The sequence below is a fragment of the Sphingomonas sp. LR55 genome (assembly GCF_036856015.1).
In the GTDB taxonomy this organism is placed as follows: Bacteria; Pseudomonadota; Alphaproteobacteria; order Sphingomonadales; family Sphingomonadaceae; genus Sphingomonas.
In genome coordinates this window covers 3,574,269-3,586,794 of record NZ_JASPFO010000001.1, presented here as the reverse complement: position 1 = coordinate 3,586,794, position 12,526 = coordinate 3,574,269, and the positions used below count along the sequence as shown (strand labels likewise).

The 12,526-nt window shown below is 66.0% G+C and carries 9 protein-coding genes and 5 pseudogenes; 10 read left to right on the top strand and 4 right to left on the bottom strand.

The window, feature by feature from the left end; genetic code table 11:
• Positions 1-72: 72 nt before the first annotated feature.
• On the bottom strand, positions 73-1,464 hold the full coding sequence (fumC, locus tag QP181_RS17310; RefSeq protein WP_333929300.1) for a class II fumarate hydratase: 1,392 nt from the start codon (positions 1,462-1,464) through the stop codon (positions 73-75).
• Between the two features lie 227 nt (positions 1,465-1,691).
• Positions 1,692-2,177: an SspB family protein gene (locus QP181_RS17305; RefSeq protein WP_056489744.1), complete on the bottom strand. Its 486-nt coding sequence runs from the start codon at positions 2,175-2,177 to the stop codon at positions 1,692-1,694.
• A 71-nt stretch (positions 2,178-2,248) separates the two neighbouring features.
• On the opposite strand from QP181_RS17305, the gene hisB reads away from it, so the two are divergent.
• The 8 genes and pseudogenes from hisB (at position 2,249) to QP181_RS17265 (ending at position 8,139) form a co-directional block, all read left to right on the top strand.
• Entirely contained in the window at positions 2,249-2,836 is a 588-nt protein-coding gene (gene hisB, locus QP181_RS17300; RefSeq protein ID WP_333929299.1) for an imidazoleglycerol-phosphate dehydratase HisB, read from the top strand.
• 124 nt (positions 2,837-2,960) lie between these two features.
• Entirely contained in the window at positions 2,961-3,566 is a 606-nt protein-coding gene (hisH, locus tag QP181_RS17295; protein WP_333929298.1) for an imidazole glycerol phosphate synthase subunit HisH, read from the top strand.
• Between the two features lie 142 nt (positions 3,567-3,708).
• Positions 3,709-4,442 (top strand): annotated as a pseudogene (hisA, locus tag QP181_RS17290) (1-(5-phosphoribosyl)-5-[(5-phosphoribosylamino)methylideneamino]imidazole-4-carboxamide isomerase).
• Between the two features lie 247 nt (positions 4,443-4,689).
• Positions 4,690-5,459, top strand: a pseudogene (hisF, locus tag QP181_RS17285) (imidazole glycerol phosphate synthase subunit HisF).
• 4 nt (positions 5,460-5,463) lie between these two features.
• Positions 5,464-5,655 carry a hypothetical protein gene (locus tag QP181_RS17280; RefSeq protein ID WP_333929297.1) on the top strand — a complete coding sequence of 64 codons (192 nt, stop codon included), beginning with the start codon at positions 5,464-5,466 and terminating at the stop codon, positions 5,653-5,655.
• 32 nt (positions 5,656-5,687) lie between these two features.
• Positions 5,688-6,005, top strand: a complete 318-nt coding sequence (locus QP181_RS17275; protein ID WP_132895997.1) for a phosphoribosyl-ATP diphosphatase — start codon at positions 5,688-5,690, stop codon at positions 6,003-6,005.
• 114 nt (positions 6,006-6,119) lie between these two features.
• Positions 6,120-6,495 (top strand): annotated as a pseudogene (locus QP181_RS17270) (histidine triad nucleotide-binding protein).
• A 110-nt stretch (positions 6,496-6,605) separates the two neighbouring features.
• A pseudogene (locus tag QP181_RS17265) lies at positions 6,606-8,139 on the top strand (amino acid permease).
• A 110-nt stretch (positions 8,140-8,249) separates the two neighbouring features.
• On the opposite strand, the gene QP181_RS17260 reads toward QP181_RS17265, so the two are convergent.
• The gene (locus QP181_RS17260; RefSeq protein ID WP_333929296.1) at positions 8,250-9,248 is read right to left on the bottom strand and encodes an adenosine kinase; all 999 of its coding nucleotides are present in this window, start codon (positions 9,246-9,248) and stop codon (positions 8,250-8,252) included.
• Positions 9,249-9,730: 482 nt separating this feature from the next.
• Here QP181_RS17260 and QP181_RS17255 point away from each other — a divergent pair, with 482 nt between their 5' ends.
• Positions 9,731-10,420: an EI24 domain-containing protein gene (locus tag QP181_RS17255; RefSeq protein ID WP_333929673.1), complete on the top strand. Its 690-nt coding sequence runs from the start codon at positions 9,731-9,733 to the stop codon at positions 10,418-10,420.
• Positions 10,417-10,830 (top strand): hypothetical protein, encoded by a 414-nt coding sequence (locus QP181_RS17250; protein ID WP_333929295.1) that lies wholly within the window; start codon positions 10,417-10,419, stop codon positions 10,828-10,830. The genes QP181_RS17255 and QP181_RS17250 overlap by 4 nt, the downstream gene beginning before the upstream one ends.
• Before the next feature lie 549 nt (positions 10,831-11,379).
• Here QP181_RS17250 and queG read toward each other — a convergent pair.
• Positions 11,380-12,517, bottom strand: a pseudogene (gene queG, locus QP181_RS17245) (tRNA epoxyqueuosine(34) reductase QueG).
• Positions 12,518-12,526 lie beyond the last annotated feature (9 nt).

The following is a 12,526-nucleotide window of genomic DNA, read 5'->3' as shown; positions in this document are numbered from 1 at the left end:
CCCAGGATTACTCAGCGGGCCGATCGTGGCTCTGGGTCCTGACTTTCGTCAGGATGACGGTGTGGGGGAAGGTCAGCGGCCGAGCATCGATTCGGGTTTGACGACGCGGTCGAAGGTTTCGGCGTCGACTAGGCCTAGCGCGAGGCCTGCTTCCTTCAGCGTTAGCCCTTCGGCGTGGGCGTATTTGGCGATCTTTGCGGCAGCGTCGTAGCCGATCTCCGGGGCAAGCGCCGTTACCAGCATCAGCGAGCGATCGAGCAGGTCGGCGATGCGGCCGCGGTTGGGTTCGATGCCGTCGACGCAGCGCTCCGCGAATCCTTCCATCGCGGTCGCGAGCAGGTCGATCGAGCGCAGGACGTTGGCGCCGATCAGCGGCTTGAACACGTTCAATTCGAGATGGCCCTGCATCCCGCCGACGGTGACCGCGACGTGGTTGCCCATCACCTGGCCGGCGACCATCGTCAGCATCTCGCACTGGGTGGGATTTACCTTGCCCGGCATGATCGAGCTGCCGGGCTCGTTCGCAGGCAAGTCAATCTCGCCGAAGCCGCAGCGCGGGCCCGAGCCCAAGAGGCGGATGTCGTTGGCGATCTTGGTCAGCGCGACCGCCAGCGTGTTGAGCGTGCCCGACAGATGCACGAGCGGATCGTTCGACGCGAGTGCCTCGAACTTGTTGCGCGCGCTGGCGAACGGGAGGCCGGTGATTGCCGCCAGCTCGTGCGCGATCGCGTCGCCGAAGCCGGCGGGGGCGTTGAGGCCGGTACCGACCGCGGTGCCGCCCTGCGCGAGGATGACCATGCCGTGGCCGATCGCGGGCTCGATGCGGTGCCGGCAGCGATAAAGCTGGTTCGCATAGCCGGAGAACTCCTGGCCGAGTGTAAGCGGCGTCGCGTCCTGGAGATGCGTGCGACCGATCTTGACGATGTCGTCCCAGGCATTGGCCTTCGCGTCGAGCGCGGCGTGGAGCTTGTCGAGCGCGGGAATCAAGCGGTGTGTCGTGGCGATCGCGGCGGCGATGTGAAGCGCGGTCGGGAAGCTGTCGTTGGACGACTGGCTCATGTTGACATGGTCGTTGGGGTGGACCGGCGACTTGCCGCCCCGCGTGCCGGTGAGGACTTCGTTGGCGCGGCCGGCGATGACCTCGTTGGCGTTCATGTTCGACTGCGTGCCGCTGCCGGTCTGCCAGATGACGAGCGGGAATTGGTCGTCGAGCTTGCCGTCGATGACTTCCTGCGCGGCGGAGTCGATGGCGGTGGCGATGGTTTCGTCTAGGCCGTGCGAGCGGTTTACGCGGGCTGCGGCTTGTTTGACGAGGGCGAGGGCGTGGACGATCTCGATCGGCATGCGTTCGCGGGTGGCGAAGGGGAAGTTCTCGATCGAGCGCTCGGTTTGCGCGCCCCAGTATGCGGCGGCGGGTACTTCAATCGGGCCGATCGTGTCGGTTTCTGTGCGGGTTTGGGTCATAGCCTGTCTACTCCGTCATGCCGGGCTTGTTCCGGCATCCACCGTTCCGCGCTCTCACCGATCGTGGAGCGTGCGGACGGGTGGACCCCGGAACTGGTCCGGGGTGACGTAGAAGAAAAGAAGTACGCCCTGGGAGTTAATCCCGTGTCGTCGACCGCGCTGCGCGCGTCGGCCGACAGTTTGCGTCGCTTTGCGACCGGCGATCAGTGCGCTGATCGCCTCGCTTCTTACTTCTTCCGCTTGAAATCCACCGCAACGACGTTCGAACCGTCTTCGATCGGGACCGCGGTCGGGCCGTCGTTTTCCGCTTCGTCGTGATCGCCGAGCGCGTCCTCCGCACCCTCCTGCGCCTGGAAACGGAGCTCGAAGCTTACCGCCGGATCCTGGAACGCGGTGATCGCCGAATACGGGATCACCAGCTTCGACGGGACCTGGTTGAACGAAAGCCCGATCGAGAAGCGCTCGTCGTCGACGATGAGGTCCCAATAGCGGTTCTGCATGACGATCGTCATCTCGTCTGGGAAACGCTCGATCAGCCGCTTGGGGATGTCGACTCCCGGGGCCTGCGTCTTGAAGGTGATGTAGAAATGATGCTCGCCGGGAAGCCCGCCGGCCTCCGCGACCGAGCCGAGCACGCGGCCGACCACGGCACGCAGGGCTTCTTGTACGATCTCGTCGTACGGAATCAGGCTATCGGGCAGTCCATCGGTCATATCCCTTGGGTAGCGCCATTCGGATGCCGGTCAAGATTGCATGCGTCGTGGCGCACGTTATGGGAGGTGGCATGCGCACCGCCACGATTACCCGCTCCACCGCCGAGACGGCGATCGACGTCACCGTGAACCTCGATGGGACCGGCGTATACGACGTCGAGACCGGGGTCGGTTTCTTCGATCACATGCTCGAACAATTATCGCGTCATTCGTTGATCGATCTGCGCGTGCGGACCAAGGGCGATCTGCATATCGACGAGCACCACACCGTCGAGGATACCGGCATCGCGATCGGCCAGGCGTTCGCGCAGGCGCTCGGCGATAAACGCGGGATCGTGCGGTATGGCGATGCGCTGTCGCCGATGGACGAGACGCTGACTCGGGTGGCGCTGGATATCTCCGGGCGTCCGTGGCTGGTGTGGAAGGACCTGTTCTCGCAGAAGCGCCTCGGCGGGATGGATACCGAGATGTTCGAGCATTTCTTCCATAGCTTTGCGCAGGCCGCCGGCATCACGCTGCACGTCGAGACGCTGTACGGGTCGAACAACCACCACATCGCTGAGGCGGCGTTCAAGGGTGTCGCGCGCGCACTGCGGACCGCGATAGAGATCGATCCGCGCAAGGCCGACGCGATTCCGTCGACCAAGGGGATGCTGTGAGCGCGTTGACTCCGTCAGCTCAAAAGCCCGTCACCCCAGCGAAAGCTGGGGTATCCCCGTTACGACGAGACCCCAGGTTCCGCTGGGGTGACGGACTTCTTGTACCGGGTCGCGGGGATACAGCATGACGCTCGCGCTGATCGATTACGGTGCGGGGAATTTGCATTCGGTCGAAAACGCGTTGCGGACGGCTGGGTGTGTCGATCTGGTTGTCACGTCCGACGCTGATGTCGTCGCGAAGGCTGACCGGATCGTGCTGCCGGGTGTCGGTGCGTATGGCGCGTGTGCAGCGGCGTTGCGCGCGGTGCCGGGGATGGTCGAGGCGCTGAACCGGCGGGTGCGCAACGAGGGTACGCCGTTTCTTGGGATCTGCGTCGGTATGCAGTTGATGGCCGATGCGGGCGAGGAGATGGGGACTCATGCCGGGCTCGGCTGGGTTTCGGGGCGCGTGCGACGGCTGGAGCCTGGTACGATGGAGGCGAAGGTGCCGCATATGGGCTGGAACGACGTCGTTCCGTCCGTCGCGCACCCGCTGATCGAGCCAGGCGAGGCGTATTTCCTGCATAGCTTTGCCTTCGAAGGCGCCGACGTGCTCGCGACGACCGACCATGCAGGTCCCGTCACCGCGGCGATCGGTCGCGACACGATGATCGGCGTGCAGTTTCACCCTGAGAAGAGCCAGCGCTACGGTTTGGCCTTGCTCGAACGATTCCTAGAATGGCGGCCGTGACTCTAGCCGCTCCCATTCCCCGGACCGTCACCCCAGCGAACGCTGGGGTATCCCACGATCGCGAGCGCGCCCTTGCCGCACGAGACCCCAGCGTTCGCTGGGGTGACGGTATCGGGCGGAATCTCGAACAGGATTGTCGCGCATGAGCCTCATCATCTTCCCCGCAATCGACCTAAAGGCGGGTCAAGTCGTGCGTCTCGCCGAGGGCGATATGGACCGGGCGACCGTCTATGGCGACGATCCCGCGGCACAGGCGATGCTGTTCGCGAACGCTGGCGCGGAGCATCTCCACGTGGTCGATCTCGACGGCGCGTTTGCGGGGGCCTCGGTCAATGGCGACGCGGTGCGGTCTATCGTCGCGCAGTTTCCGGGGCATGTGCAGCTTGGCGGCGGGATCCGGACGCGGGCGAGCGTCGAGGGCTGGTTCGACCTGGGCGTGTCGCGCGTGGTGATCGGGACGGCGGCGCTGGAGGATCCCGAGTTCGTGCGCGGCGTCGCGAAGGATTTCCCCGGGGGGATCGTCGTTGCGGTCGACGCGAAGGACGGCATGGTCGCGACCAAGGGCTGGGCGGATGTGTCGACCACGAGCGCGGTCGATCTCGCACGGCGGTTCGAGGATGCGGGGGTGGCGTCTTTGCTGTTTACCGACGTCGGGCGCGACGGGATGCTGAAGGGGTGCAACGTCGACGCGACTGTCGATTTGGCGCGGTCGGTGGACATTCCGGTGATCGCCAGCGGCGGGGTGAAGGGGATTGCCGAGATCCACGTGCTGGCGCTGCATGTGCGCGACGGGGTCGAGGAGTCATCACCGGGCGGGCGTTGTACGACGGTCGGCTCGATCTTGCTGCGGCATTGAGTGTGGCGAAGGCTGCATGATGGTTCATGCGGAGACGCGGAGACGCGGAGATAGTAGTTTCGCGCAAAGGCGCGGAGCATCGCTTGGCGCCGCAGGCAAAAATATGTTCACGCAAAGGCGCAAAGGCGCGAAGAGTAAGCAGAAGGGAAGGCCTGTTCTTCTTTTCACTCTTCGCGCCTTTGCGCCTTTGCGTGAATCATTCTTAGCGGCTTTGCCGCGTCTCCGCGTCTCCGCGTCTCCGTGTGAACAAAACCTGCGGCACAGCGCATGACGGTCCGCGCGCGTCATTCCGTGCCTCGACGTTGCCGATGGGCGCGTGGTGAAGGGCGTGAACTTCGTCGAACTGCGCGACGCCGGCGATCCGGTCGAGCAGGCGCGGGCCTATGATGCGGCCGGGGCGGACGAGCTGTGTTTCCTCGATATCGGCGCATCCCATGAAGGCCGGGGTACGATCCTCGACGTGGTGCGACGGACCGCAGCAGTGTGCTTCATGCCGTTGACGGTCGGCGGCGGCGTGCGGACGGCGGACGATGCGCGCGCTTTTGCTGGCAGGTGCCGACAAGGTGGCGGTCAATTCGGCGGCGGTCGAGCGGCCGGAACTGGTCGCCGACATCGCCGAGCGCTTCGGCAGCCAGTGCTGCGTCGCGAGCGTCGATGCGCGCAGGTCCGGCGAAGGTTGGGAAGTATTCACGCATGGCGGCCGCCGCGCGACCGGGATCGATGCGATCGCGCATGCCTTGAAGCTCGCCGAGCTGGGCGCTGGCGAGTTGCTGGTCACGTCGATGGACCGCGACGGCACGCGCAGCGGCTACGATCTCGAGCTAATCCGCGCGATCTCGGACCGCGTCAGCGTACCGGTGGTGGCGAGCGGCGGGGTCGGCGGGCTCGACGACCTGGTGGCGGGCATCCGCGACGGGCATGCGAGCGCGGTGCTGGCGGCGTCGATCTTCCATTTCGGGCAGGCGTCGATCGGCGATGCGCATGCCGCGCTGGCGGCGGCGGGCATCCCGGTGCGGACGCCGGTCAGCTCGGCCTGATCCGATGATCGCGCTACCCCTCCTCGCGGTACAGTCGGGTCATAGCGGCACCGTCCATCCGCGTACCGGGCCCGAACTCTCGGACATCGCGCTGTTCGTGGTAGCAGCGCTCGGCGTATGGCTGGTGCGGCGCGCGCTGCGGAAGCGGTTCGCCAAGACCAAACCGCCCGCGAAGGCCCACCCGAAGAGGGATTGACCCGCCTGCTCGGCTACGTCAGCACGCGAGCCATGGACCCCGTATTCGACCGCCTCGAAGCAACCATCCGCGCCCGTCGCGATGCGCCCGCCGACACCTCCTATACTGCGAGCCTGTTCGCGAAGGGGCGTCCCAAGATCGCGCAGAAGCTCGGCGAGGAAGCCGTCGAGACGGTGATCGCAGCGTGCTCGGGCGACGAAGCGAGCATCGTGCCGGAAGCGGCGGACCTAATGTTCCATCTGGCGGTGCTGCTGGCGGATGCGGGGTTGAGCCTGGACGATGTGCGGGCGGAATTGGAACGGCGCGAGGGGGTCGGTGGCCTAGTCGAAAAGGCCGGCCGGGCGGGGTAATCTGCCCCCCTCCCGCTTGCGGGAGGGGTCGGGGAGGGCATGGTCTACGCGCTCCGCCGGGACCGGGAAGGCACGCCCCTCCCCTAACCCCTCCTGCAAGCGGAAGGGGGATTTATGCCGATCGACGCCACCCAGCCTTATGACGACCAGAACATCTTCGCGAAGATCCTCCGCGGCGAGATCCCGTCGAAGCGCGTCTATGAGGACGACTTCGCGATCGCGTTCCACGACATCAACCCGCAGGCACCGACGCACCTGCTCGTGATCCCCAAGGGCGCGTACGTGTCTTGGGACGATTTCTCCGCGCGGGCGCCCGATGCCGAGATCGCCGGTTTCATCCGCGCGGTCGGTGCCGTGGCGCGCGGCGGGGCTGGTCGAACCGGGCTATCGCCTGCTCGCGAACATCGGCCAGGATGGGCACCAGGAGGTGCCGCATCTGCACGTTCATGTCTTTGGCGGGCGTCCGCTGGGGCCGATGCTGGCGCGATAGGCCAGCTTTGCCGCACTAAAGGATTGCACGTAATAAAATTGCCATTAGGCTCTGGGGATTGAGCAAGGGGGCCTTCTGACCGGGCCCCTGCAATCCCCGGGGGTACCGAATTGATTTTTGGTCGCGTAAAATCACTGGACGCCATCCTGGCGACGGCGGAGAAGAAATCGCTCCACCGATCGCTCGGTGCGTTCCAGCTTACCATGCTCGGCATCGGCTGCGTGATCGGCACGGGCATCTTCGTGCTGACCTCCGCCGCCGCGCAGAAGGCCGGGCCGGGCATGATCCTGAGCTTTATCGTCGCCGGCGCAGTCTGCGTCGTCGCGGCGCTCTGCTATGCCGAGATCGCGGCGATGGCACCGGTCGCCGGGTCCGCCTACACCTATACCTATTCGGTGATGGGCGAGCTGCTCGCCTGGACCGTCGGCTGGGCGCTGATCCTCGAATATGCCGTCGCCGCGAGCGCCGTGTCGGTCGGGTGGTCCGGCTATTTCTCGGGCTCGATCCTGCGAGAAACGTTCGGGATAGACCTGCCCCTCTGGCTGGCCGCCGGGCCGTACGTGCCGGGCGGGTTCATCAACCTGCCGGCGGTCGTCATCTCGCTGCTCGTCACCTGGCTGCTGATGATCGGCACGACTGAGAGCGCGCGCGTCAACGCGGTGCTGGTGACGATCAAGGTGGTCGCGCTGACCGCGTTCGTCGCGCTGACGCTGCCCAAGACGCATGGCGGCAATTTCGAGCCATTCCTCCCGACCGGCATCCTCGGCAGCAACGGCCTTGGCGTGGTCGGCGCGGCGGCGACGATCTTCTTCGCCTATGTCGGCTTCGACGCGGTCTCGACCGCCGCGGAGGAGACCAAGGATCCGCAGCGCAACGTGCCGATCGGCCTGATCGCGTCGCTCGGCATCTGCACCGTGTTCTACATGCTGGTCGCAGCGGGCGCGATCGGGACGATCGGTGGCCAGCCGCTGTTCGGGGCGGACGGCGTGCCGTTCACGACGGGCTCGCCCGAACTGGCGCGTGCCTGCCTGATACCGGCCAATGCGCAGGCACTGGTGTGTTCGAACGAGGCGCTCGCGCACGTGCTGCGCCAGATCGGCTATGCGAACGTCGGCAACTGGATGGGCTATGCGGCGGGGCTCGCGCTGCCGTCGGTGATCCTGATTCTGATGTTCGGCCAGACCCGAGATCTTCTTCGTGATGAGCCGTGACGGCCTGTTGCCGGAAGTGCTGAGCCGCGTGCATCCGAAGTGGAAGACGCCCTATATCGTCACCGCGATCACCGGCGTGTTCGTGGCGTTCGCCGCGGCGTTCCTGCCGGTCGGCCAGCTCGCGGACATCGCCAATGCGGGCACGCTGTACGCGTTCATGATGGTCGCGATCGCGCTGCTGATCCTGCGCAAGCGCGAGCCGAACCGGCATCGTCCGTTCCGTACACCGGCCGCTTGGGTCGTCGCACCGCTGACGATCGTCGGCTGCATCGGACTGTATTTCTCGCTGCCGTACGAGGCGATGGCGGTGCTGCCGATCTGGGGCGCCGTCGGGCTCGTGATCTACTTCCTGTACGGCTACCGGAAGAGCTATCTGGGTCGCGGAATGGCCGATGGTGGCGAGACCGACATCGACCTGACGCCGGGTCACTGAGACCGGACGTAGAAAGGGCCGCGGGAGGAAACTCCCGCGGCCCTTTTTTGTGCTTCGTCGCCAACGCGTCATCCCCGCGGAGGCGGGAATGACGGCGCGGCGGGCCACGTTCAGCCGATGTGCTTGGCGGCGAGCGCCTTCATGTCGACCATCGGGCGGGCGCCGACATGGCTGATGATCTCGGCCGCGCAGACCGCGCCGAGCTTCAGCGAGGCGTGCAGGTCGTAGCCCTGTGCCTGGCCGTGGAGGAAGCCCGCCGCGAACAGGTCGCCGGCGCCGGTGGTGTCGACGACCTTGGCGATCGGCTCGGCCTTCACCTCGGCGCGGTTGCCGTTCTGGAGTGCGCAGGCACCGTGCTCGCCGCGGGTGACGACCAGGGTCGGGACCTGCGCCGAGATCTTGGCGACCGCTGCGTCGAAGTCTTCGGTCTCGGCGAGGGCTGCGAGTTCGCTCTCGTTGGCGAACAGGATGTCGATCAGGCCGTCGCTGAGCAGCTGGCGGAAATCGCCGCCGTGACGCGAGATGCAGAACACGTCGCTGAGCGTGAACGCGACCTTCCGGCCGGCGTCGCGCGCGCAATCGATCGCGGCGCGCATCGCGGCGCGCGGCTCTTCGGGATCCCAGAGATAGCCTTCGAGATACAGGATCGCGCTGTCGGCGATCATCGCGGTGTCGATCGCGGCGGCGGGCAGGAACTGGCCCGCGCCGAGGAAGGTGTTCATCGTGCGCTGGCCGTCCGGCGTCACGAAGATCAGGCAGCGGCCGGTGGTCGGGTCGCCGGCGCGGACGGGGGTGGCGAACTCGATGCCGATGCTGCGGACGTCATGCGCGAAGACCTGGCCGAGCTGGTCGTCGGCGACCTGGCCGATGAACCCGCATTTGCCGCCGAGTGCGGCGATGCCGGCGACGGTGTTGGCGGCCGACCCGCCCGAGACTTCCATGCCCGGGCCCATCTTGGCATAGAGCGCGTCGGCTTCCTCCGACGAGAACATGAGCTGCATCGAGCCCTTGGCGACACCGATCTCGGCGATGAACGCGTCGTCGGCGGTAGCAAGGATGTCGACGATGGCATTGCCGATCGCGACGACGTCGTAGGTTGGGTTGGGCAAGGCGGGACTCCGGGGTGCGGGAAAACGCTTGCCGTAAATGCCGGGCGGGATTGGTGCAACTGGTGTGCGCGGCGCGGCGATCGGCATGGCGCTGTGGTCGAACGTGAATAGGCCACCACCCCGGCGAAGGCCGGGGTCCAATTGAGAAACGTTGCTAACGACGGGTAGCGCGCAATTGCGAAGACCTTTCCATTTGGGCCCCGGCCTCCGCCAGGGTGGTAGTTGATGACGGAGTTGCGTCCGGCAAGCACAGGCCTCCACGGCCAAGGCCGTGGCGGGCGGTGGCGGTGGCGGTGGCGGTGACCGCGCCCCCCACTCACCTGTTCCCCCGCGGGCGCGGGGAACAGAGTCTCGGGCGGTGTGCGTGGTTGCGCTGGCCCCCGCGTCCGCAGGGGAACGTAATGCTTCAGGGGGAACGTCGTAGCTACTATCAGCGCCAAAGCTTCGTTGACCTCGCCACCACCGCGCGTCATCCCGAACCGATGCTCCGCGCCCTCCTCCTCTCGCTCGGCCAACTCACCGATCCGCCGGTCCTCCGCGTGTTCGTGAAGTCGATGCTCGTCACGCTGCTCGTCTTCGCACTGCTCGGCGTCGGGACATGGTGGGGCACGCAGGCCGCACTGGCCGCGTGGCTCGGCTGGCATGCCGACGGGCTCGCCGCGGCGTTCGCGCTGTTCGTCACGATCCTCGCGTTGTGGCTCCTGTTCCGCGCCGTCGCGATCGCGGTCGTCGGGATCTTTGCGGACGAGGTCGTCGAAGCCGTCGAAGCGCGGCATTATCCCGAGGCGCTGAAAACCGCCCGCCCCGTGCCCCTCGCCCGCAGCCTCGGGATGGGCCTCCGCTCAGCTGCCCGCGTCGTGCTCGTCAACCTGCTGATGCTGCCGGTCTATATCGCGCTGCTCGTCACCGGTGTCGGCACCGCCGCGGCGTTCTTCGTCGTCAATGGCTGGCTGCTCGGGCGCGATCTCGGCGACATGGTGGCAGCGCGACATATGGACGCAGCGGCGATGCGGGGCTGGCGTGCGACGACCAAGAGTGGGCGGTTCGTGCTGGGGCTTGCGAACACCGGGCTGTTCGTGGTTCCGATCCTCAACATTGCTGCGCCGGTTCTGGGTGCCGCGATGGCGACGCATTACTTCCACACCCAGTATTACCGTAAGGCCCGATCATGACGCGATTGACGACGATAGGGATCGCGCTGGCGCTCGGCGGCGGACTCGCGGGTTGCGCCGCACCGGTGGCCAAGCCCGCGGTCGGGCGTCCGGCCATCCCCTATACGAGCGTCGGGCTCGAACGCGTCCTCGGCCAGGACGCCGCCGGCCTGACCAAGCTGTTCGGCCAGCCTGACGCCGACGTCCGCGAAGGCAGCGCGCGAAAACTCCAGTTCCAGAGCGGCATCTGCGTGCTCGACGCGTATCTCTACCCCAAGGGATCGGACGCCCCCCGCGTCACCTATCTCGACGCGCGCGAACCCGACGGCAGCACGATCGACCGCGCCAGCTGCGTCGCCGCACTGACCCGGCGCGAGGGGGCAAGTAACGGGCGAGATCGTCTACTTTCCGACAATCACTCTGCACAGTAGCATCTCCAAAAGGAGACGTTCGTTGCCCGCAACCGCTCGCCCTTATGGATTTTGACAGCATTTCTACTTGCTGTATTTCCGATTCTGAATTTTGTGTACTGGCCTCAGGTATTGGGCTCGGGCCAGTTGCAGCCGGACGGCGATAATATTGGCATACCGATGTATGGCAGCGTTCTGATCGCGATTATCGCGTCACCGTTCGTAATTGGTATCGCCGGTCTTTGCCTACGAAGATACAATCAGCCAGTTCGCCTCACCGCCTACAGGCGCGACCGACCTTTCCGAAGCGCTCTTGCGACGATCTTCTTTAGTGGTGCGGGCTTCGTCCTGATGCTCGGTTCGATCGCCCAGCTTATACACTCGCTCCCATGGTACGAATATCTATGGCCAGCGTACACGGCGCTTTGGGTCCCATGGATGTTCGGCTTGCGTGCCGCCTTCATTGAGCAAGACACCGTTGTTGTCGGTTAGGCGGCTGGGCTCAACCACGTTTTTTCCCTGTCTAAAGCGGCCAATTCGCTCTCCTCCTCAAACCGGACATGTCGAAAACTAGGCTTGATAGTCGGCGGCGACGCTGGCGGCCCATTCCGCGGTGACGCCCGGGTCGTGCTCCGAGGTCGAGAACCAGTTGCGTTCGCTGTGACAGCGCACGGCATCCAGCCGCCCGAGTGCCCAGATTGCGGCACCGCGCACCACCGGGGCTTCGTCGGCCAGCAGCTTTACGACAGGCTCGACCAGCTCCAGATCACCGCTGTTGCCCGCTGCGATCAGCGCGTTGCGGACCATCCGGTCGCGGCCGATGCGCTTGATCGGGGAGCCAGCAAAGACCTGACGAAAGCTCGCGTCGTCCAGCGCGAGAATGTCCGCGAGTTCGGGGGCGACCAGTTCTGCGCGGGGGTGAAACGCGAGGTTCGCGTTGGCGGCGGCGGCGAACTTGTTCCAGGGGCATACCGCGAGGCAGTCGTCGCAGCCGTAGATGCGGTTGCCGATCGCGGCGCGGAACTCGTGCGGGATGGGGCCGGCATGCTCGATCGTCAAATAGGAGATGCAGCGGCGGGCATCGAGCTGGAACGGCTTCGGGAACGCGGCGGTCGGGCACGCGGTCTGGCACGCGTCGCAACTGCCGCAGGTGTCGACGCCGCCCTTGTCCGGCTCCAGGTCCAGCGTCGTGTAGATCGCGCCAAGGAACAGCCAGCTGCCATGCTCGCGGCTGACGAGGTTGGTGTGCTTGCCTTGCCAACCCAGCCCGGCAGCTTCGGCGAGCGGCTTCTCCATCACCGGCGCAGTGTCGACGAACACTTTTAGATCGAAGGGCGGCATGTCACGGCCGGCTTCAGCGGCAAGCCACCGCCCGAGCGCCTTCAACTGCCGCTTCACGACATCGTGATAATCCGGCCCCTGCGCATAGACCGAGATGCGCCCTACCCCGCCCTCATCCGCCAATCGCAGCGGATCGTCCTTCGGCGCATAGCTCATGCCGAGCGCGATGACGCTGCGCACTTCGGGCCAGAGGCCGGCGGGGCTTTCGCGATGGTGCTTGCGCTCCTCCATCCAGATCATGTCGCCGTGGCGGCCGTCGGCGAGCCATTGGTGGAGGCGTTCGCCCGCGCGGCGCGGCGTCGGCGTGCGCGATTCCGCAGGCGACGAAGCCCAGTTCCGCCGCTTTGGCCTTCAGCCTGTGTTCCAGCTTGTCTTG